The sequence below is a fragment of the Gordonia sp. 'Campus' genome (genome assembly GCF_022206305.1).
GTDB lineage: Bacteria > Actinomycetota > Actinomycetes > Mycobacteriales > Mycobacteriaceae > Gordonia.
In genome coordinates this window covers 100,233-121,357 of sequence record NZ_JAKOIW010000002.1, presented here as the reverse complement: position 1 = coordinate 121,357, position 21,125 = coordinate 100,233, and the positions used below count along the sequence as shown (strand labels likewise).

The window sequence follows — 21,125 nt, the reverse complement described above, 5'->3', positions numbered from 1 at the left end:
TCAGCGCGCAACGACGACCAGGTCGTCGGCATGCACCACGGGACGCTGGAGTTCCGGCGGCAACGCGCTCGTGGAGCGCCCCACCATCGACGTCACATCGTCCACCCCGTAGGCGGCGACCCCGCGGGCCCGCACCGCGCCGTGTCGGTCGACGAGCTCGACGACGTCGCCCTCGAAGAAGCGACCCTCCACTCCGACGATCCCCGCGGCGAGCAGCGAGCGTCGACGCTGCGACACCGCGGCCACGGCTCCGTCGTCGAGGATGATGCGGCCGCGGGCGTCGGCGGCGTGCCGGACCCAGAACCGGCGGGCCGACAGTCGCTCGGGGCGGGCGGCGAAGACCGTTCCCACCGAGGCGTCGGCCAGTGCCTGCGCCGCCGACGACGCCGCGGCGAGCAGCACCGGCACACCGGCGTCGGCCGACAGCCGCGCCGCGGCCAGTTTCGACGCCATGCCGCCGGTGCCCAGGGCGCCGCCTGAGCCTGCGATCACGCCGTCGAGGTCCTCGGGTCCGTGCACCTCCGGGATGAGGCGCGCCCGCCGACCGTCGATCCCGACCTTCCGCGGGTCGCCGTCGTAGAGCCCGTCCACATCCGAGAGCAGGACGAGGGCGTCGGCGCCCGAGAGGTGCGCGACGAGAGCGGCCAGACGGTCGTTGTCGCCGAAGCGGATCTCATTGGTGGCGACGGTGTCGTTCTCGTTCACCACAGCGACGGCACCCAGCGATCGCAACCGGTCCAGCGTCCGCTGCGCATTCGCATGGTGGCTGCGATTGGAGATGTCGTCCGCCGTCAGCAGGACCTGCCCCACGGTCCGGCCGTACCGTCCGAACGACGTGCCCCACGCGTGGGCCAGTGCCAACTGCCCGACACTCGCGGCAGCCTGCTTGGTCGCCAGATCAGTGGGTCGCTTGCGCAGACCGAGCGGCGCGATACCGGCCCCGATGGCGCCAGACGACACGACGATGACGTCGGACCCCGTACGCATCCGGGACTCCAGCGCATCTGCCAGCGCGTCGAGCCGGTCGCGGTCGAGACCGTCCGCGAGGTCGGTCAGCGCCGACGAGCCGATCTTGACGACAATGCTTCGGGCAGAAGCGATCTGGTCGCGAACCGAGCCGCGTGGGCTCGTTCCGGCGGCGGCACCGGCGCTCACGGCAGGTCCCGCTCGCCGCCGTCCTCGTCCGGCAACCCGCGGCGCAATCGACGCGCCTGCTTGCGTTCGGCGGCACCCACCCGATCGGAGCGGTCGAGCCGGATGTCGGTGCCACGCCCGGTCACCGGCACGTCGTCACCCATCGGGGTGGAGGGTTCCCAGTCGAAGGTGACCGCGCCGATGGTGACCGGCGCACCCGGTTCGGCACCGCGGCGGACCAGCTCGTCCTCGACCCCGAGGCGATTGAGCCGGTCGGCGAGATAACCGACTGCCTCGTCGTTGTCGAACTGGGTCTGGGCGATCCAGCGTTCGGGGCGGGTACCGCGCACGATGAACCCGCCCTCGTTGTCCGGGTCGGTCTCGATCGTGAAACCCGCGTCGTCGACGGCCTTGGGCCGGATCACGGCGCGGCGAGGAGTCTTCGGCGGCTGCGCTTCCCGGTACTCCCGCACCATCCGGGCGAGGGCGAAGCTCAGCTCCCGCAGACCCTCATGGGCGACCGCGGAGATCCGGAACACCGGCCAGCCGCGTTCTGCGAGTTCGGGTTCGATGAGGTCGGCGAGCTCGGCGGCGTCGGGCACGTCGAGTTTGTTGAGGATGACCACACGCGGACGCGACGCGAGGTCGCCGAGTCCGTGGTCGGCGTCGAGCGCGGGCCGATACGCCGCCAGCTCGGCCTCGAGAGCATCGATGTCGGAGATGGGATCACGGCCGGGTTCCAGTGTGGCGCAATCGACCACGTGCGCGAGGACCGCACAGCGCTCGAGGTGACGCAGGAACTCCAGCCCGAGCCCGCGCCCGGTGGACGCACCGGGGATCAGGCCGGGGACGTCGGCAATCGTGAAGACGTCGCCGGCGGTCTGCACCACACCGAGATTCGGCACCAGGGTGGTGAACGGATAGTCGGCGATCTTCGGCTTGGCCGCCGACAACACCGACACCAGGGATGACTTGCCCGCCGACGGGAAGCCCACGAGCCCGACGTCGGCCACGGACTTCAACTCGAGGACGAGTGAGCGCTGTTGCCCCTCCTCCCCCAACAGGGCGAATCCGGGCGCCTTGCGCGCCTTCGATGCGAGGGACGCGTTGCCGAGCCCGCCGCGACCACCCTGGGCGGCCTCGAAGGTAGTACCCTCCCCGACCAGATCGGCCAGAATGGTGCCGCGTTCGTCGAGGACGACGGTGCCGTCGGGCACCTTGAGGACGAGGTCGTCGCCGGTGGCGCCGTCGCGATTGTCGCCGGCGCCCGGTTTGCCGTTGGAACCCTTGGCATGCGGGTGGAAGTGGAAGTCGAGGAGGGTGTGCACCTGCGGGTCGACGACGAGACGCACCGAACCGCCGTTACCACCGTTGCCGCCGTCCGGCCCGCCGAGAGGCTTGAACTTCTCGCGGTGCACCGACGCGCAGCCGTGGCCGCCGTTGCCCGCCGCGACGTGGATGGTCACGCGGTCGACGAACCGAGACATCGAAATTCCTTCTTCCGTGAAAAACAACCAGGGCGGGCAGGGTACGCAATGACCCTGCCCGCCCTGGAAAGGCTGTGTCGTGCCGGTGCTCGGGTCAGACCTGAGCGGGTTCCGGGACGATGTTGACCGTCTTCCGGCCGCGCTTGGAGCCGAACTCCACCGCACCTGCGGCGAGCGCGAACAAGGTGTCGTCTCCACCGCGACCGACGTTGACGCCGGGGTGGAACTTGGTGCCGCGCTGGCGGACCAGGATCTCGCCTGCACTCACCTGCTGGCCGCCGAAGCGCTTCACTCCGAGTCGCTGGGCGTTGGAATCGCGACCGTTGCGCGAGCTGGACGCGCCCTTCTTGTGTGCCATGTGTCAGTCCTCCTGAGGTCTACTTCGAAGCTGCGTCGAACTACTTGATGCCGGTGACCTTGAGGACCGTCAGCTTCTGACGGTGGCCCTGACGCTTGTGGTAGCCGGTCTTGTTCTTGAACTTGTGGATGCGGATCTTGGGGCCCTTGACGTGCTCGACGACCTCGCCGGTCACCGAGATCTTCGCCAGCTTGTCGGCATCGGTGGTCAGGTCCGACCCGTCGACGACCAACGCGACCGGCAGGCTCACCGTGGCGCCGACCTTCTCGTCGATCTTCTCGACCTTGACAGTGTCGCCCTCAGCGACCTTGTACTGCTTTCCGCCGGTCTTGACGATCGCGTACGTTGCCATCGAAGCTCTTCCTCTTACTCGTCTTATCGGACCCCGGGCGCGACGAGCGCGCCCCGGGCGTTGGTGTTGTGCGTGCCGGCGCGGGCCGCAGGGCGCCCGGTCACGGGGACGGGGGTGGCTGCGGTTCGCGCCGAAGACCTGCCGACGGAATTCGCACCGTTACCGTGCCGGAGCAGGCAGAACAGCGCAGACCCTCCGCGGGAGGCGACTTTGCAAGGTTACGGGACCGGCGGCGGTCGGGTCAAACTCGCCCACGGTCCCGCATCCTCGAATGCTCAGGCGTCGGCGGGCGGCGGCCCGGCGGGTCGTCCTGCGCTGCGCTTGCGGGGTCGACGACGGACCGCGACCACGGCTTCCGCCGGTTCCGAGGACATCGGCCCGAACGTCGTCAGCGGGGTCTCGGGGACCACGTCGACGGCGGTCATCACGACGTTCTCGGGAGCAGTCGTCGTCTGGGCCGGACGCCGGACGACCCGCCTCCGGCGTCGCGCCGGTGCCGGAGCCTGTCCGTCTGCCTGCCCGGACCCGTCCGCGGACACCGTCGCGGCCGCAGATACCGGTTCGTCCTGTGTCGGCCCGGCCGGCGCGACCTCCGCGTGCACGACCCCAGCCTCCACGACCTCGGTCGGCGCGGCTGCGCTGGTCACGGCCTCGGGCGCCGCGGATTCTGTCGATGACTCTGCCGGGGTCGGCTCGCTCTCGACCGACTCCGTCCGAGGTGCGTCCACATGTCCGTGGGCGTCCTCATGCTCGTCGTCGTGGGTGTGCGCGGCCATCGCCCGGAACATCGGATGCTCCGCGGGCTTGTGGGCCGGGGCTGCGGCGACCGCCGGCTTGGCGTCCGGCTGCGGCTCTGCCTTCTTCTTGCCACGTCGCGACCGCTTGGAACCGGCACCATCGGATCGTGCCGAGTCATCGGTCTTCACCTCGACCGGGTTGGCGTGCACGATGATCCCGCGCCCGTTGCACGAGGTGCACGTGGTGGAGAAGGCCTCGAGCAGCCCGGTACCCAGACGTTTGCGCGTCATCTGCACCAACCCGAGCGACGTGACCTCCGACACCTGGTGGCGAGTGCGGTCACGGGCGAGCGCCTCGGTGAGCCTGCGCAGTACGAGGTCCCGGTTGGACTCGAGGACCATGTCGATGAAGTCGACGATGATCATGCCGCCGATGTCGCGCAGCCGCATCTGGCGCACGATCTCCTCGGCCGCCTCGAGGTTGTTGCGGGTCACCGTCTCTTCCAGGTTTCCGCCCGAGCCGGTGAACTTTCCGGTGTTGACGTCGACGACCGTCATGGCCTCGGTGTGCTCGATGATGAGCGTGCCGCCCGAGGGCAACCACACCTTGCGGTCGAGGGCCTTGGCGAGCTGCTCGTCGATGCGGTGGACGACGAACGAATCGGGCGCGTCGGCATGCGGCTTCTCGAACTTCTCGACGCGCTCCATGAGGTCGGAGGCCACCGAACCGACGTAGCCCTCGACGAGGTTCCACGCCTTCTCGCCCTCGACGACGAGCTTCTTGAAGTCCTCGTTGAACAGGTCGCGGACGACCCGAACCAGCAGGTCGGGCTCCTCGTACAGCGGCTTCGGCGCCGAGGCGCCACCCTTCTTCGCCTGGGTGACCGATTCGTCGATGGCCTTCCACTGCGACTCGAGGCGCGCGATGTCGGCGCCGAGCTCCTCGGCGCTGACACCTTCGGAGGCCGTGCGGATGATGACCCCGGCCTCGTCGGGGACGAGCTTGGCCAGGATCTGCTTCAGTCGCTTGCGTTCGACGTCGGGCAGTTTGCGGCTGATACCGGTCGACGATCCGCCCGGCACGTACACCAGGTACCGGCCGGCCAGCGAGATCTGAGTGGTCAGGCGGGCACCCTTGTGCCCCACCGGATCCTTGCTGACCTGGACGAGCACGTTGTCACCGGGCTTCAGGGCCTGCTCGATCTTTCGCGAACCACCGTCGAGTCCGGCGGCGTCCCAGTTCACCTCGCCGGCGTAGAGCACGCCGTTGCGGCCGCGGCCGATGTCGACGAAGGCCGCCTCCATACCCGGCAGGACGTTCTGCACCCGTCCGAGGTAGATGTTGCCGACCATCGACGACGACGTCGCCGTCGTGACGAAATGTTCGACGAGGACACCGTCTTCGAGTACCGCGACCTGGGTGTAGTCCTCCACCGCGGTGTGCTCGTGCCCGTCGCCGTCCGAGATCTGGGTGTTGGCGCTCCGCTCCCGGACGACCATCACACGGTCGACGGCCTCGCGCCGGGCCAGGAATTCGGACTCGGTCAGGATCGGCGGCCGCCGGCGTCCCGCATCGCGACCGTCGCGGCGGCGCTGGCGCTTCGCCTCGAGTCGCGTCGATCCCGAGATCCCCTGGACCTCGTCACGGGCACGCTTGCTGCGTGGCTCGCGCTCGTGGACCACGGTGTTCGGCGGATCGTCGGCAGATGCCTCGTCAGAATCGCCTCCGCCCTTGCGGCGGCGACGGCGACGGCGGCGACGCGTCGACGACGAGTCGTCGTCATCGGTCGAGTCGTCGGAACCGTCCCGGGAGTCGGCGTCATCGGCGCCCTCCGACGGCTGCTCACCCTTGGACGATTCACCCTTGTCTGAATCGCTCTTGTCGGAATCGCTCTTGTCGGGCTCGCTCTTGTCAGGATCGTTCTTGTCGGTACTCGACCGGCGGCTGCGGCGGCGCGTGCGCTTACCGGACGGGCGCCCGTCCTCGGACTCGGCATCGTCTGCCGCGTCGGTCTGCGACTCGTCGTCTCCGGCGGCGTCGTCCGACGACGACTTCGGGCCGGACTTTTCCGCACTCGACGAGTTGTCCGACGGCGACTTGTCGGTGTCGTCGGTGTCCACGCCACCGTCGGTGTCGGCGTCATCTGACTTCTGGCTGTCGGAGGCCCGGCTGGCGGAATCTCGGCTCTCGGCGTCCTGGCCGTCGGGGTCCTGGCTGTCGGTGTCGTCCGAGTCGCCCTGGTCACCCCGGCCCCGTCCGCGGCCCCGGCGTCCGCGACGGCGCCGACGCGCCCGGCCCTGTCCCGAATCATCCTGTCCCGAATCATCCGAACCCGAATCGTCTGAATCAGAGTCATCCGAGCCGGAATCGTCCGAGCGCGAATCGTCGGGAGCGGACACATCCGAACGGGAGTCCTCGGTGACCGCTTCGTTCCCGGCGGGCGAGTCCTCGGCCTTGGCGGTGGCGGGCTCGTCGGCCCGCGACTCACGGGTCTCGGACCCGTCGGCGGTCTCGGCGCCGTCCTGGGAACGAGTCCCGGTGTCGCTGTTCGCGGTGTCGGACTTGGCCTTGGCGCGGCTCGGGCGTGCCGACTTCGGCTTCTCGGCGGGCGCCTGCGGCTGCAGGAACAGTGGCTGCGTCCCGACGCCTGCGTCTCCTTCGGATGCGGCGGCGACCACCGGCGCATCGAACTGCGACGATGCCGCCGAGAACAGCGTCGGCATGCCCTCGTCTGGGCCGGCACCGCCCGTCGAGGTCCCGGCCCCTGTGACCTCGGACGCCGGGGCCTCCGACGCCTGGGTCTCCAACGCCTTGGTCTCGGCCTCAGACTCAGCAGCCGTGGATGCCGGCGCCTGGGGTTCAGGCGCTTGGACTTCGGACTCTTGGACTTCTGGCTCCCGGACTTCTGGCTCCCGGACTTCTGGCTCCCGGACTTCTGGCTCCCGGACTTCTGGCTCCCGGGCTTCTGGCTCAGGGCTCACCGTCTGGGAACTCCCGGCCGCGTCGGCGGTCTCGGCGGACTCGGCGGACTCGGCACGCACCCGCTCGGCCACCGCCTTGGCCAGGTCGCGGTCGACACTCGACTGCGGGCTGCGGGTCTGCACCCCCAGCGACGCCAGGTGCGCGAGCACCTGACGGCTGGTCAGGCCCAGGAAGCGGGCCAGTGCGTGCACACGAAGTTTGGTCGGAAATTCCTCCGCCGGTTCTGACGCTGCGTTCGCGTCAGCCGGCGACCCGTTGTCGGTCACTCAGTCTCCTCGAACCCCCGGGCGCGTCGGGCTGACGCGGCCACGCGGGGGTCTGCTCTGTGTCCCGGTCCGAACAGGACCGGTGTTGTGTGGTCTGCGCGTGATCATGACGATCCGACCTGCGGATCACCCGACCACGCTCTTGCTGTGTCGATGACCGCATCCCCGGACGCTTTCCACGCCACCGGGCACAGGGAGAACCTGAGTGTTCGGCTGCTGGCAGCAGTGCGAACCTCGGTGGGGTCAGCTGCGGTTACGTGCGTCGCGGTGCAGCGGTGCTACACCGCGACGCGCCGGAACCAGGGCGCGTCATCCGGTTGCCGTCGACAAAGTGTGTCGGCGATAACTGTGCAAGTATCCCACACCGCGGTCTGATGACCGCAAAGGATGAGCGTTTGACGGCGCGCGTCGAGCTGAGTGACCGGTCAGCCGGCGAGTTCGGGGAACCAGAGGGCGATCTCGCGCTCGGCCGATTCCGGCGAATCGGACCCGTGGACGAGGTTGTACTGGGTGTTGAGCGCGAAGTCACCACGGATGGTGCCGGGCACCGCCTTCTCGACGGGGTCGGTGCCGCCCGCGATCTGCCGGAACGCGGCGATCGCACGCGGACCTTCGAGCACCGCGGCGACGAGAGGCCCCGAGGTGATGAACTCGAGCAGCGACCCGAAGAAGGGCTTGTCCTCGTGTTCGGCGTAATGACCTCGGGCGACCTCGTCGCCTGCGGTCTTGAGCTCGAGCGCCACGAGGGTCAGTCCCTTGCGCTCGATGCGGCTGATGATGTCGCCGATGAGCGCGCGTTCGACGCCGTCCGGCTTGATGAGTACGAGAGTGCGTTCAGTCACGCCTGCCACCTTATCGACCGGCCCGGCGAACCAGACGGTCAGGAGCAGTACTCGCCTGCGACCGGGAAGAAGCCGTAGTTGAACAGGCTGCCACTACGTGCCCGCGGGTCGACGACGATCTGCAGGCACCCGCCGGGTGAGGCGAGCGCGCCCGCCAGGGCGATGTCGAACTGTTGTGCCAGAGCCAGATTGGCCGGCCGGTACTGGGCGGGCACCGGCATGCTGGCAATCGCTTCCGGCGCTTTCATCGACGCGGCGCGCTCGGTGATCGCGTGCGTCGCGATGTAGCTGAACTCCCCCGGCCCGACGGGAACCGGCGCGTCGGCCGCAGGCACACCGATCAGGTTGGCGATTCCGACCGGAGGTTGGTCCGGCGCCGGCTCTGCGGACGCTGCTGCGGGCACGGCCAGTGCGAGAGCGGCGCCGGCGAGGAGAAGCGAGGAACACGCCGGGGCACGGCGGCCGTGGTCGGAGTTGGCGGTCCGGCGGAGTTGAAACTGCACGTATGTCCTCACGATGGGTGTCGGCGATGGTTCAAGGCGCGAGGAAGCGACCCGATCGCCCCCGCGGCTTGGGCCATTGTTACAGCAACCTTCCGAGTCCGACGCAGTTCGCCGATAACGGTCCGGCCACAGGTGTTGCGATCACCAAAGGCCGACCTGATCAACGCGAACGCACCTGGTCAGATGACCAGAACTAGTCGATCGGCTCCTGGCCCGGGAGCATGCCGCGCTCCATCCGCTTCTCCACATCGGCTTTGATGTAGCGGATGTAGAGCCACACCGAGCCGAAGATCACCCCGACCACCGCGATCGACCAGTGGAAGACACCCCCGACGATGAGCGCGACCTGCAGTGCCAGGTCGATGGTCAGGGCCTGCGGACGGCCCTGCATCCCGGCCGCCGCGATCATCGCGAGAAGGACCACCGTCAGGTAACCACCCGACAACCACGTCAGGCCATCACCGAGACGCCACACGATGGGGAACGCCAGGATCACCACGATGACCTCGAGGATCATCGTCCCGGCCATCACGCCCCGCAGCCCTTTCCACGGATCGTTCGTGGGCGGGGTGTAGCGGGTCATGAGGGCTCCTTACCGAAGAGGGTGCGCGCCGCACCGGCGGTCACGACGGAGCCCGTGATGACGACCCCGGCTCCCGACACCCGCTCACCGTCGGCCTCCTCGGCGAGCGCGATGGCCTGCTCGACCGCATCCGGCAGGAACGGTGCGATCACGACACGCTCCTCACCGAAGACCTCTCTGGCGTACTCGCCCAGTGTCTCGGGTTCGAGTGCGCGGGGCGATCCGTTGTCGGTGACCACCACCGCGTCGAGTACCGGTTCCAGCGCTTCGAGCAGTCCGCGGGCGTCCTTGTCGCCCAGCACTCCGACGACTCCGACGATGCGGCGGAAATCGAACTCCTCGGCGAGCGCCTGCGCCAGGGCGCCGGCACCATGCGGGTTGTGCGCCGCGTCGGCGAAGACGGTCGGCGCGCTGCGGAGCCGCTCGAGCCGGCCCGGGTTGGCGACGGAGGCGAACCCCGCACGGACGGCGTCGATGTCGAGCTGCCGGTCGGGCCCCGCGCCGAAGAACGCCTCGACGGCCGCCAGTGCGAGTGCCGCATTCGCCGCCTGATGTGCTCCGTGCAGCGGCACGAAGATCTCGTCGTAGACGCCGCCGAGGCCCTGGATGCGCAGCATCTGACCGCCGACGGCGATGACCGAGTCGAGGACGGCGAACTCCGAGCCCTGTCGGGCGACGACGGTTCCGGCGTCGACGGCGGCACGCAGCAGGACCTCCATCACCTCCGGGGTCTGCTCGGCGATGACGGTGACGGGATCGACCGCACCGGGGGTGTCCGTCTCACCCGGTTTGATGATGCCCGCCTTCTCCCCCGCGATGGCGGTGAGTGTGTCGCCGAGGTAGTCGGCGTGGTCCATCGCGATCGGCGTGATGACCGAGACCGCCGCGTCGATGACGTTGGTGGCGTCCCACCGGCCGCCCATACCCGTCTCCACCACGGCGACGTCCACCGGCGCCTCGGCGAACACTGCATACGCCATCGCGGTCAGAACCTCGAACTTGCTCATCCGCGGACCGCCTGCGGCGGTGGACGAGTCGTCGACCATCGTGATGTAGGGCTCGAGTTCTCGGTACGTGTCGATGTAGGTGCGGGCGGCGATCGGCTTGCCGTCCACGGAGATCCGCTCGGTCACGCGCTGCAGGTGCGGACTCGTGATCCGGCCCGTCCGCCGGTGCAACGCCGACATCAGCGCGTCGATCATCCGGGTCACCGATGTCTTGCCATTTGTTCCCGCGATGTGGATCGCCGGATATCCGTGCTGCGGCGAACCGAGCAGATCCATCAGGGTGGCGATCCGGGTGAGCGACGGCTCGATCCTGGTCTCCGGCCACCTCGTGTCGAGTTCGGCCTCGACCTCGGCCAACTCGGCCAGATCATCGGCACTGTCGGTCACCCGCAACGGGGCGACCTCGCGCGGCTCCTCCGGCTCGTCCTCGCCCAGGATCGCCGACAAGCCCAGGGGGTCGTCGCCCACCACGGCGGGATCTTCTTCGGGGAAGCCCGTTTCGTCGCTCACGCGCCGGCCAGACTCGCCAGCTTCGCGTTCAGCCGCTCGACCTCTTCGGTCGCGATCCGCTGACGGTCGCGGATCTTCGCGACGACGTTGTCGGGCGCCTTCGACAGGAACTGCTCGTTGCCGAGTTTCGCCGACGTCGTCGACAACTCTTTCTCGGCCACCGCGAGATCCTTGGTGAGACGCTTGCGCTCGGCCTCGACGTCGACGGTCCCGGAGGTGTCGATCGCCACGACGACGGTGGCCACGCTGAGGCGGACCTCGATGGTCGCGGTCGCGGTGAAACCGGGCCCGGCCGGGTCCAGGCGTGCCAACGAGGCCACGTACGGCAGCAGCGGTTCGAGACCGGCCTCGTTGAGACCCTCGAACTGGACCGCGACACGCTGCCCCGGACGCAGCCCCTGGTCGCTGCGGAATCGTCGAACCTCGGTGATCAGCCGCTGCAGGTCGTCGACGCGCGCGGCCGAATCCGTCGACCACTCGCGCCCGGACTGCGTCGGCCAGGACGCGACGACGAGCGATTCCCCGCTCGTCAACGTCTTCCAGAGCACCTCGGTGACGAACGGCATGACCGGCGACAGCGCGCGCAAGAGCGGCTCCAGCACCGCACCGAGAACGAGTGACGTTGTCTCCGAACGCTTCTCGTCGTCCTCGGCGAACTGCACCTTGGCGAGTTCGAGGTACCAGTCACACACCTCGTCCCACGCGAAGTGGTAGAGCGCCTCGCAGGCTTTCGAGAACTCGTACGACTCGAACCCGGTGTCCACATCGGCCAGCACCTGATCGAGCCGGCCGAGGATCCAGCGATCGGCATCGGTGAGTTCCGCGGCGTCGGGGAGCTCGCCCACCTTCGCACCGTTCATGAGGGCGAACTTGGTGGCGTTGTACAGCTTGGTCGCGAAGTTCCGCGACGACTGCGCGTGATCCTCACCGACAGAGATGTCCGAGCCCGGGTTCGCACCTCGCGCCAGCGTGAATCGCAGCGCATCGGCGCCGAAGCGCTCCACCCAGTCCAGCGGGTCGATGCCGTTGCCCTTGGACTTCGACATCTTGCGACCGTGCTCGTCGCGAACGAGGCCGTGCAGGAAGAGGTTGTGGAACGGGATCTCGTTGCCCGGCCCCAGGTCCTTGCCGACGTAGGTGCCGAACATCATCATGCGCGCCACCCAGAAAAACAGGATGTCGTAACCGGTCACGAGAACCGAGGTGGGATAGAACTTCTCGAGGTCGGCGGTCTGATCCGGCCATCCCATCGTGGAGAACGGCCAGAGACCCGAGGAGAACCAGGTGTCGAGGACGTCGGTCTCCTGGACGTAACCCTCGGGGGCTTCGTCGTCCGGGCCGACACACACGACCTCGCCGTCGGGTCCGTACCAGATCGGGATGCGGTGACCCCACCAGAGCTGTCGGGAGATACACCAGTCGTGCATGTCGTCGACCCACGCGAACCATCGCGGCTCCATCGACTTCGGGTGGATCAGCGTCGACCCGTCCCGCACGGCGTCGCCCGCGGCGGCGGCCAGCGAGGAGACATCCACCCACCACTGCATCGACAACCGCGGTTCGATGGGCTCGCCGGTGCGCTCGGAGTGTCCGACGCTGTGCAGGTACGGACGCACCTCCTTGACGATGCGCCCCTGAGCGGCCAGGGCCTCACGGACCTTGACCCGCGCCTCGAACCGGTCCATGCCGTCGAACTGCGTTCCCGTGTCGGCGATCCGCGCCGAGGCGTCCATGATCGTGGGCATCGGCAGGTTGTGCCGTTGGCCGAGGGCGAAGTCGTTGGGGTCGTGCGCGGGCGTGATCTTCACTGCGCCGCTGCCGAATTCGGGGTCGACGTAGTCGTCGGCGACGACGGGGATCATGCGGTCGAGGAACGGGTGTGGCAGCTCTGTTCCGACGAGGGAGGCGTAACGCTCGTCGTCGGGGTGCACTGCGACCGCGGTGTCGCCGAGCATCGTCTCCAGGCGCGTCGTCGCGACGACGATGTGCGGCTCGGAGTCGTCGAGCGACCCGTAGCGGAAGCTGACCAGCTCGCCCTCGACGTCGGCGTAACTCACCTCGATGTCACTGACCGCGGTCTTGAGCACCGGCGACCAGTTGACGAGACGCTCGGCCTGATAGATCAGGCCGTCGTCGAACATCTTCTTGAAGACCGTGTGCACGGCCCGCGACAGACCTTCGTCCATGGTGAAGCGTTCGCGCGACCAGTCGACGCTGTCACCGAGGCGGCGCATCTGTTCGCCGATGTTGCCGCTGATCTCCGCCTTCTCCGCCCAGACCCGTTCGATGAACGCCTCCCGGCCGAGGTCGTCGCGTGTCTTGCCCTCGGCGGCGAGCTTGCGTTCGACCATCGTCTGCATCGCGATCGCGGCATGGTCCATCCCGGGCAACCACAGCACCTCGTAGCCCTGCATGCGGCGGCGTCGTGAGAGCGCATCCATCAACACGTGCTCGTAGGCGTGTCCCATGTGCAGGGAGCCGTTGACGTTCGGCGGCGGGATCACGATGGAGAACGGCGGCTTGTCGCTCGCCGCGTCCGCGGTGAAATATCCGGCGTCCACCCAGCCCTGGTAGAGCGACGCCTCGTGGTCAGCTGGGTCCCAGGACTTGGGCAGCCCGGTCTCGGGCACGGCAGTCCGGGTCGACGCTGTCTCGGGCGCGGAAGTCTGGTCGGGTGATGTCACGGGCGCCATTCTATGTTTCCGCCGGGCACCACCTCGCCCGGGACCCGTCGGCGTCGGGTTGGGACGCGCCGGCGACGCTCAGCCCGCCGACACCCGCAACCTGTGCAGGTCCTCCGGCGCGTTGACGTTCACGAGCCAGTCGGGGTCGGACACGCCCACCCGGTGGGTGTTGAGGGCTTCGATCGCACCCAGCATGCGTCGTTCTCCCCCGGCCACGATCTCGGCGATCACCGGTCCGGCATCCGTTCGGTACACGCCGGCCATGGGGTGGTCGCGCTGCGAATCGTGGGCGATGACGGCCTGAGTGGACCCGGTCAGACCGCGACACAGTTCGTCGATCAGCTCTCCTGCGATGAGCGGCATGTCCGTCGCGCACACGAATGCGAACTCGGCACCGGCGGCAGCAGCGGCGGCGAGTCCGGCGACGAGGCCGCCGAGCGGACCTGCCCCCTCCTGCTCATCGGTCACCCACCGCACCTTCGACGAATCGATCCCCGGAGCCGCCCGGTCCCGGATGTCGTCGATACCGCGAAAGGCCGCCGACGACTCTCCGGCGACCACGAGCACCGGGTCGCACCGCTGCGCCACCACGCGCACGACCCGGGCCAGCATGGGTTCGCCCTGCCAATCCAGCGCGGCCTTGTCGCTTCCCATGCGTTTCGAGCGTCCGCCCGCCAGGACGATTCCCGCGAGCCCCGACATGTCCGATCCCGTGTGTTCCGTCACAGCGTCCAGTGTGCGGGATCGGCGGCCCCGACGGGGCCGGATCGGCATACACGAGAAATCCCCGCCCGGGTACCGGACGGGGATCTCTCGTTATTCGAAACTGCTTGTGTCTCAGGCGGTCTTGTCGCGCCGCTCGTCGCTGGCGGCCTTGCGTGGAACGATGGTCGGCAGAACGTTGTCCCGCACCGTCTCTCCGGTGACGACGACCTTCTCCACATCGTCTCGGCTGGGGATGTCGTACATGACCGGGAGCAGGACCTCTTCCATGATCGCGCGCAGGCCACGGGCACCGGTGCCGCGGTGGATCGCCTGATCGGCCACGGCCTCGAGCGCGTCCTGGGTGAACTCCAACTCGACGTTGTCCATGTCGAACAGGCGCGTGTACTGCTTGACCAACGCGTTCTTCGGCTCGGACAGGATGCTGACGAGTGACTTCTTGTCCAGGTTGGTCACCGAGGCGACAACCGGCAGTCGGCCGATGAACTCCGGGATCAGACCGAACTTGATCAGGTCTTCCGGCATCACGTCCGCGAACTGATCGGACGTGTCGACCTCGTCTTTGCTGGCGACCTCCTGGCCGAAGCCGAGTCCGCGCCTGCCGACCCGCTCGGACACGATCTTCTCGAGTCCGGCGAAGGCGCCGGCCACGATGAACAGGACGTTCGTCGTGTCGATCTGGATGAACTCCTGATGCGGGTGCTTGCGACCCCCCTGGGGCGGCACCGACGCCTGGGTGCCCTCGAGAATCTTCAGCAGAGCCTGCTGGACACCCTCGCCGGACACATCGCGGGTGATCGACGGGTTCTCGCTCTTGCGCGCGATCTTGTCGACCTCGTCGATGTAGATGATTCCCGTCTCGGCACGCTTCACGTCGTAGTCGGCAGCCTGGATCAGCTTCAGCAGGATGTTCTCGACGTCCTCACCGACATAACCGGCCTCGGTGAGCGCGGTGGCGTCGGCGATCGCGAACGGGACGTTCAGCATCTTCGCCAGGGTCTGGGCCAGGTACGTCTTGCCGCACCCGGTGGGTCCGAGCATGAGGATGTTCGACTTCATCAGCTCGACGGTCTCACCCGTGCGGGCGTCCTTCTTCTCCCCCGCCTGGATGCGCTTGTAGTGGTTGTAGACCGCCACTGCCAGCGTCCGCTTCGCCGTGTCCTGACCGATGACGTACTTCTCGAGGAAGTCTCGGATCTCTGCCGGCTTGGGCAGCTCGTCGAGTTTCACGTCGCCGTTCTCGGCGAGCTCCTCTTCGATGATCTCGTTGCACAGGTCGATGCACTCATCGCAGATGTAGACGCCGGGACCGGCGATGAGCTTTTTCACCTGCTTCTGGCTCTTGCCGCAGAAAGAGCACTTGAGCAGGTCGCCGCCATCTCCGATTCGTGCCATCTCGTGCTCTACCTACTTCCTCGTTGCCGGGCTGTCGTGTCTGGTCCGTCGCGTCGCACGCAGCCGGGCATGGGTCATTTGATCGACATCGCCGATGCCCAGTAACCCGACGGTACCCGCGTGCCGCTCGAACTTCGACCGATAAGGCCAAATGTCGCGACAGAAAATGAACGGGACTTCTGTACTGATTGCTCGTGATTCGTCGCCGGGGATCGATCACCGCGGGATCGATCACCGCGGGATCGATCGCCGAGGGATCGTTGCCGACGAATCGTCTGAGGTTCCGTCACCGGAACCGTGGCCGCCACGAGGACGGCCGACGGGTCACGAGCGCTTCATCGACTTCTTGCGGTACTCGAAGACCTCGTCGATGATCCCGTATTCCTTGGCCGCGGCGGCGGTCAGGATGTTGTCGCGGTCGGTGTCCTTGCGGATCTTGTTCTTGTCCTGACCGGTGTGACCCGCCAGGATCTCGTCGAGACGGTCGCGGATGCGCTCGATCTCGGCGGCCTGGATCTCGAGGTCGGACACCTGCCCCTGGTAGGCGCCACCGGTGCGCGGCTGGTGGATGAGCACCGTCGCGTTCGGCAGGGCCGCGCGCTTTCCGGGCGTTCCGCCTGCGAGCAGGATCGCCGCCGCCGACGCCGCCTCGCCGAGGCAGACGGTCACGATGTCGCAGTGGACGTACTGCATCGTGTCGTAGATGGCGAGCATGTCGGGCACGCTGCCGCCGGGCGAGTTGATGTACATCGTGATGTCGCGGTCGGGATCCTGGGACTCCAGCACGAGCAGCTGCGCCATCACGTCGTTCGACACGACCTGGTCGATGGGGGTGCCGACGAACACGATCCGCTCCTCGAACAGCTTCGCGTACGGGTCGTACTGCCGCTGGCCGTTCGGGGTGTGCTCGATGAACTGGGGCAGGATGTAGCGCGCTTCGATGTTCTTGAGCGCCAGCGCCGACGCGGGGATTCCGGCGGCGACCTCGGCCGGCATGCCGTCGAGGGAAAGGGAGTTGGTCATGTGTTGCTCCATTGAGTAGAGGTGGCTCGTGGGTGGCTGGATCGCGCGATCACCGGATGCGGGTCACTGACCCGGACGCGAGATCACCTTGTCGACGAAGCCGTACTCCAGGGCCTGCTCCGCGGTGAACCACTTGTCGCGGTCGGCGTCGGCCTCGATCTTCTCCAGGGGCTGACCGCTGAACTCGGCGTTGAGCCGGTTCATCTCCTTCTTGGTGAGCGCGAACTGCTCGGCCTGGATCGCGATGTCGGCAGCGGTGCCGCCGATGCCCGCGGACGGCTGGTGCATCATGATCCGGGCGTGCGGGAGTGCATGCCGCTTGCCTTTGGTGCCGGCGGCGAGCAGGAACTGCCCCATCGACGCGGCCATGCCCATCGCATACGTCGCGACGTCGCACTCGGCGAGCTGCATCGTGTCGAAGATGGCCATACCCGCGGTGACCGAGCCACCGGGCGAGTTGATGTAGAGGTGGATGTCCTTCTGCGGGTCCTCGGCCGCGAGCAGGAGGATCTGGGCGCACAACCGGTTGGCGATGTCGTCGTCGACCTGGGTGCCCAGGAAGATGATGCGTTCGCGCAGCAGACGCTCGAACACCGAATCGGTCAGGTTCAACCCAGCCACACCCGAACTCATCGCGGGTGTGTGGATGGTCGGCTCACTCACGGATTCCTACCTTTGCCTTGTTGTCATGACCTGTGCGACACCGACGAGGGTGAGGCACACGCTTCCGATCTGTCTGATGACGTCCTCACCGACACTAACCAATCGAGACCCGCGGACACTCCCGAGGACACGCCGATTCGCTGAGAGCAGAACCACCCTCGCCACCGTGAACGACCGATGCACGGTGGCGGACCAGAGGTGCCACGGGACGGCAATCGCCGGCCCTCGGAGAGGACCGGCGATTGCGGGTGGAACTGCGGGGTGTGCGGCCGATCAGTTGTCGGCGTCGGCACCCTCGGCGTCGGCGTCGGACTCATCGTCCTTGCCGCCGAAGTACTCCGAGGTGTCGACGGTCGCACCGTTCGAGTCGGTGACGGTGACGTCGCCGACGATGCTTGCCAGCGACTTGCCGCGACGCACGTCGGCGTAGACGGCGCCGACCTGATTGGCCTGGGTCAGCTGCTGGATGAACTCCTGCGGCTGCATGCCGTACCGCTGCGCGGTGAAGATGATCTGCTGGGTCAGCTCGTCCTGGCTGACCTCGGTGTCCTGCTGGTCGGCGATCGCGTCGAGCAGCAGCTGCTGCTTGACCGACTTCTCGGCTTCCTCGCGGGTTTCTGCGTCCCACTCTTCGCGCGTCTTGCCCTGCGCCTCGAGGAACTTCGCAACCTGCTCGTCGTCGTGTCCGAGGGCGTGGATGACCTGGTGCTGCTGCCCCTCGACCTCTTCGTCGACGACCTTCTCGGGCAGCGCGATCTCGACGGTCTCGAGCAGCTTGTCGAGCACGGCGTCGCGGATCTTGTTGGCCTGCTCCAGCTTTGCCGACTGTTCGACGCGCTCGGCAAGGCTCGCACGCAGCTCCTCGACGGTGTCGAATTCGCTGGCCATCTGGGCGAACTCATCGTCGACCTCGGGCAGCTCGCGCTCCTTGACCGACTGAACGGTCACCTTCACGAGAGCCTCCTCACCGGCGTGGTCACCGGCGACGAGCTTGGTGGTGAACTCCTTGTCCTCGCCGGCCTTCAAGCCGATGAGTGCCTCGTCGAGCCCGTCGATGAGCTGGCCGGAACCGACCTCGTGGGACAGGCCCTCGGTGGTGGCTTCCTCGACGGTCTCGCCGTCGACGGTCGCAGCCAGGTCGATGGAGACGAAGTCGCCGTTCTCGACTCCGCGTTCGACGCCCTTGAGGGTGCCGAAGCGGGCGCGCAGTCCTTCGAGCTGCTCGTCCACGGCTGCCTCGTCGACCTCGATCGCGTCGACCTCGACCGACAGGGTCGAGTAGTCGGGCAGGGTGATCTCGGGACGGACGTCGACCTCGGCGGTGAAGGTCACCGACTCGCCGTACTTCAGCTCCGAGAGATCGATCTCGGGCTGGCCGATGGCCTTGGTCTCGGTCTCGGCGACAGCCTCGGAGTACTTGGCCGGGATGGCGTCGTTGACGACCTGGGCGAGGATCGAGTCGCGTCCGACGCGGGCCTCGATCAGCTTGGCCGGCGCCTTGCCCGGACGGAAGCCGGGGATCCGGATCTGCTGGGCCAACGACCGGTAGGCCCGGTCGAAGTCTGCCGACAGCTCCTCGAAGGGGACCTCGACGTTGAGCTTCACTCGCGTCGGGGTGAGTTGCTCGACAGTGCTCTTCACGCCTGAATACTCCTTATATCTGCGTTGGCAGCGAAAGTTCGGTTTCGGCAGCCGTATTCCGGGTGACCGGGTCGGCCACAACGATCAAGTCGGGATGACAGGATTTGAACCTGCGACCCTCCGCTCCCAAAGCGGATGCGCTACCAAGCTGCGCCACATCCCGCGGTCCGAACACGCGTTGGCAGCCCGTAGGGCGACCGCGCATCAGGGCCAACAGAAGATAGTACGTGCCTCGTCCGTCGACTCCACGCACGGGTGTCCGAAGCGGCGGACGGCCGACCCCGATTTCGAATACCGCGCACCTACCGGTACAGTCTGTCAACGCACACGGCTCCGGTTTCGGGGCCGTACGCGAACGCGGGTGTAGCTCAATGGTAGAGCCCTAGTCTTCCAAACTAGCTACGCGGGTTCGATTCCCGTCACCCGCTCCCCCAGGCCCGGAGGCATCTCGCCTCCGGGCCTCTCGCTTTCCCCGGACCCGTATGTTCAGGCGGTCCCACACGTTCCGGCGTGCGTGAGATCAGGCGTCGGCGGGCGGCTCCGATTCGAGTAGCCACTCCGGCGTCTTGTATTCGTGGGTGACCTCGGGCGCCGGGTCTTCGGCGGGATGTCCGGGCGGAGCGGGATCTCCCGGTCCGGTCGAGACGATCGGCGGCGGACAGGGCGCGAGCTGGCCGTTGCCGAGCGACATCATGCAGGGCTCGGCGTTGGACAGGCCTGCGCTCCCGATGAAAGCCGCGATGGTGAATGTCAGTATTGCCAGGAGTCGGGTCATCGACTTTCCTCACTGTGGGTCGCCCCTCGACACCGAGAGGCGTCTGGACGTGACAGCACTCCTCTCCGGCATCGAGCTGCGGATATTGCTCCATCCGACGGTCCTCTTCCGGGAGAACGGCGCGCCGCGAACCCGCCCCGATGTCTCAAAACCCACCCTTAGTCGATCGACCGGACCACAGCGCAACGGACAATGCGGGCAGAAATGATGGATGTGATCCAGGCCACACCGGGGCGTACGCTGAGGCCATGTCTTCCAGCCATTCCAAAACCCAACGCAGATGCCAGTCCTGCGGCGCCCCCCTGTACCTCCGTCGCGATGTCACCGAATCCGAGGCAGGCATAGGCCGTGTCGACGTGATGCTCGTCTGCCGCGACGAGGCCTGCGCACAACCCGCGCGCCACCTCCGCACGGAACATCCGCAACCCGCCTGAGTCGACGGAAGTCGACACCCGGTCGGGCATCGAAGCCGAAGCACCACTGGGACAAACGACCTTCTTGACACCAGGCGCACGCCGACGAAGATGGACCGCATCGGTTTCCCGGGGATCCGTGATGCTCGCTGTGATGACCGTCACAGTTGTTCTTCGTAGTCGCCGCAACCTCGGGTTTTTGCGACGTCGTAGACAGACTTCGCGATCGTGGGTCGGCCGGCGGGCCGAACACCTTGGACCGTCGGCAACGGTTGTGTAACGATGGATTCGCGCTCAGGCCGATGCGCGGCCTTTCCATCGAACCGAAGGTACGACCAAGTGCTGAATTCTCAAGTGCCGACCCCGCGGGCAGCCCGCCGCCGCTCGGCTCGACGACTCACCGCAGTCGTCGTCGGCGTTCTGGCGATGGCCCTCGCGCTGCCCGGAGTCGCCAACGCCGTCCCGGTCACGGTCATCCCGGGTCTGCCGCCCGTCGAACTGCCCGCCATCCCCGGCCTGCCGACGCCCCCGGCGCCGAGCACCCCCGAAGCCCCGCAGCCGCCGTCCTCGACACCCACCGAGGAGAAGCCGGCCGACCCTGCGATGCCGAACGTCAAGACGTCGACCGGGTACGTCGCCCTCGCCGACGACGCCACCCACACCATCACCTGGTGGCACAACGGCAAGGTCGTGAAGAAGATGCCGATCTCGATGGGCTCGGACAAGAACCCGACCCCGAACGGCGTTTACCACACCAAGGAGAAGTACCGCGACATGTACATGGACTCGTCCACGTACGGCGTGCCGGTCGACTCCGCCGAGGGTTACCGCACCTACGTCGAGTACGCGACCCGTATGTCGTGGGACGGCATCTTCATCCACGCCGCTCCCTGGTCGGTCAATCAGCAGGGCCGCAGCAATGTGAGCCACGGCTGCATCAACGTGACCACCGAATACGGCAAGTGGGTCTACGACAACGTCCCGCGCGACACCCCGATCGTCGTGCGTAACACCGTCGGCCCGAAGTACCAGGGCACGTAGGTCGA

Annotated in this window: 18 protein-coding genes and 2 tRNA genes; 3 read left to right on the top strand and 17 right to left on the bottom strand. The window is 67.5% G+C overall.

Annotation, left to right across the window (positions count from 1 at the left end):
* From proB to MAY35_RS02490, 16 genes are all read right to left on the bottom strand, one after another.
* Complete coding sequence (proB, locus tag MAY35_RS02565; protein WP_238419067.1) at window positions 1-1,155, bottom strand: glutamate 5-kinase; 1,155 nt, start codon at window positions 1,153-1,155, stop codon at window positions 1-3.
* Entirely contained in the window at window positions 1,152-2,621 is a 1,470-nt protein-coding gene (gene obgE, locus MAY35_RS02560; RefSeq protein ID WP_238419066.1) for a GTPase ObgE, read from the bottom strand. The genes proB and obgE overlap by 4 nt, the downstream gene beginning before the upstream one ends.
* A 94-nt stretch (window positions 2,622-2,715) precedes the next feature.
* Complete coding sequence (rpmA, locus tag MAY35_RS02555; RefSeq protein WP_238419065.1) at window positions 2,716-2,979, bottom strand: 50S ribosomal protein L27; 264 nt, start codon at window positions 2,977-2,979, stop codon at window positions 2,716-2,718.
* A gap of 40 nt (window positions 2,980-3,019) precedes the next feature.
* Entirely contained in the window at window positions 3,020-3,331 is a 312-nt protein-coding gene (gene rplU / locus MAY35_RS02550) for a 50S ribosomal protein L21 (RefSeq protein WP_238419064.1), read from the bottom strand.
* Between the two features lie 275 nt (window positions 3,332-3,606).
* The gene (locus tag MAY35_RS02545) at window positions 3,607-7,317 is read right to left on the bottom strand and encodes a translation initiation factor IF-2 N-terminal domain-containing protein (RefSeq protein ID WP_238419063.1); all 3,711 of its coding nucleotides are present in this window, start codon (window positions 7,315-7,317) and stop codon (window positions 3,607-3,609) included.
* Between the two features lie 425 nt (window positions 7,318-7,742).
* Window positions 7,743-8,159 carry a nucleoside-diphosphate kinase gene (gene ndk / locus MAY35_RS02540; protein WP_238419062.1) on the bottom strand — a complete coding sequence of 139 codons (417 nt, stop codon included), beginning with the start codon at window positions 8,157-8,159 and terminating at the stop codon, window positions 7,743-7,745.
* 38 nt (window positions 8,160-8,197) lie between these two features.
* Window positions 8,198-8,662 (bottom strand): hypothetical protein, encoded by a 465-nt coding sequence (locus MAY35_RS02535; RefSeq protein ID WP_238419061.1) that lies wholly within the window; start codon window positions 8,660-8,662, stop codon window positions 8,198-8,200.
* Between the two features lie 193 nt (window positions 8,663-8,855).
* Entirely contained in the window at window positions 8,856-9,245 is a 390-nt protein-coding gene (locus tag MAY35_RS02530) for a DUF4233 domain-containing protein (protein WP_238419060.1), read from the bottom strand.
* Complete coding sequence (locus MAY35_RS02525; protein WP_308192430.1) at window positions 9,242-10,762, bottom strand: folylpolyglutamate synthase/dihydrofolate synthase family protein; 1,521 nt, start codon at window positions 10,760-10,762, stop codon at window positions 9,242-9,244. The genes MAY35_RS02530 and MAY35_RS02525 overlap by 4 nt, the downstream gene beginning before the upstream one ends.
* Window positions 10,759-13,455, bottom strand: coding sequence for a valine--tRNA ligase (locus tag MAY35_RS02520; protein WP_238419059.1), 2,697 nt, complete (start codon window positions 13,453-13,455; stop codon window positions 10,759-10,761). The genes MAY35_RS02525 and MAY35_RS02520 overlap by 4 nt, the downstream gene beginning before the upstream one ends.
* A 69-nt stretch (window positions 13,456-13,524) precedes the next feature.
* Window positions 13,525-14,148, bottom strand: coding sequence for a molybdenum cofactor guanylyltransferase (locus MAY35_RS02515; protein WP_238419346.1), 624 nt, complete (start codon window positions 14,146-14,148; stop codon window positions 13,525-13,527).
* 135 nt (window positions 14,149-14,283) lie between these two features.
* Window positions 14,284-15,564 carry an ATP-dependent Clp protease ATP-binding subunit ClpX gene (gene clpX, locus MAY35_RS02510; protein WP_238419058.1) on the bottom strand — a complete coding sequence of 427 codons (1,281 nt, stop codon included), beginning with the start codon at window positions 15,562-15,564 and terminating at the stop codon, window positions 14,284-14,286.
* Window positions 15,565-15,888: 324 nt separating this feature from the next.
* Complete coding sequence (locus MAY35_RS02505) at window positions 15,889-16,587, bottom strand: ATP-dependent Clp protease proteolytic subunit (protein ID WP_281063076.1); 699 nt, start codon at window positions 16,585-16,587, stop codon at window positions 15,889-15,891.
* Window positions 16,588-16,650: 63 nt separating this feature from the next.
* Window positions 16,651-17,250 carry an ATP-dependent Clp protease proteolytic subunit gene (locus MAY35_RS02500; RefSeq protein WP_308192429.1) on the bottom strand — a complete coding sequence of 200 codons (600 nt, stop codon included), beginning with the start codon at window positions 17,248-17,250 and terminating at the stop codon, window positions 16,651-16,653.
* A gap of 273 nt (window positions 17,251-17,523) precedes the next feature.
* Window positions 17,524-18,891, bottom strand: coding sequence for a trigger factor (tig, locus tag MAY35_RS02495; protein ID WP_238419057.1), 1,368 nt, complete (start codon window positions 18,889-18,891; stop codon window positions 17,524-17,526).
* 89 nt (window positions 18,892-18,980) lie between these two features.
* A tRNA-Pro gene (locus tag MAY35_RS02490) sits at window positions 18,981-19,054 on the bottom strand.
* A 194-nt stretch (window positions 19,055-19,248) separates the two neighbouring features.
* On the opposite strand from MAY35_RS02490, the gene MAY35_RS02485 reads away from it, so the two are divergent.
* Window positions 19,249-19,319: transfer RNA gene (locus MAY35_RS02485), tRNA-Gly, on the top strand.
* 92 nt (window positions 19,320-19,411) lie between these two features.
* On the opposite strand, the gene MAY35_RS02480 is transcribed toward MAY35_RS02485, so the two are convergent.
* Window positions 19,412-19,666 (bottom strand): hypothetical protein, encoded by a 255-nt coding sequence (locus MAY35_RS02480; protein WP_238419056.1) that lies wholly within the window; start codon window positions 19,664-19,666, stop codon window positions 19,412-19,414.
* A gap of 248 nt (window positions 19,667-19,914) precedes the next feature.
* On the opposite strand from MAY35_RS02480, the gene MAY35_RS23320 reads away from it, so the two are divergent.
* On the top strand, window positions 19,915-20,100 hold the full coding sequence (locus MAY35_RS23320) for a hypothetical protein (RefSeq protein WP_308192428.1): 186 nt from the start codon (window positions 19,915-19,917) through the stop codon (window positions 20,098-20,100).
* A 318-nt stretch (window positions 20,101-20,418) separates the two neighbouring features.
* Window positions 20,419-21,120: a L,D-transpeptidase family protein gene (locus MAY35_RS02475; RefSeq protein WP_238419055.1), complete on the top strand. Its 702-nt coding sequence runs from the start codon at window positions 20,419-20,421 to the stop codon at window positions 21,118-21,120.
* Window positions 21,121-21,125: the final 5 nt, after the last annotated feature.

Coding starts and splice junctions, on each gene's coding strand:
- MAY35_RS02530 (WP_238419060.1), bottom strand. CDS start 9,245: ATGACCCGCTACACCCCGCCCACGAACGATCCGTGGAAAGGGCTGCGG.
- obgE (WP_238419066.1), bottom strand. CDS start 2,621: ATGTCTCGGTTCGTCGACCGCGTGACCATCCACGTCGCGGCGGGCAAC.
- MAY35_RS02520 (WP_238419059.1), bottom strand. CDS start 13,455: ATGGCGCCCGTGACATCACCCGACCAGACTTCCGCGCCCGAGACAGCG.
- MAY35_RS23320 (WP_308192428.1), top strand. CDS start 19,915: ATGTCTTCCAGCCATTCCAAAACCCAACGCAGATGCCAGTCCTGCGGC.
- clpX (WP_238419058.1), bottom strand. CDS start 15,564: ATGGCACGAATCGGAGATGGCGGCGACCTGCTCAAGTGCTCTTTCTGC.
- rplU (WP_238419064.1), bottom strand. CDS start 3,331: ATGGCAACGTACGCGATCGTCAAGACCGGCGGAAAGCAGTACAAGGTC.
- rpmA (WP_238419065.1), bottom strand. CDS start 2,979: ATGGCACACAAGAAGGGCGCGTCCAGCTCGCGCAACGGTCGCGATTCC.
- MAY35_RS02480 (WP_238419056.1), bottom strand. CDS start 19,666: ATGACCCGACTCCTGGCAATACTGACATTCACCATCGCGGCTTTCATC.
- MAY35_RS02505 (WP_281063076.1), bottom strand. CDS start 16,587: ATGACCAACTCCCTTTCCCTCGACGGCATGCCGGCCGAGGTCGCCGCC.
- MAY35_RS02515 (WP_238419346.1), bottom strand. CDS start 14,148: ATGTCGGGGCTCGCGGGAATCGTCCTGGCGGGCGGACGCTCGAAACGC.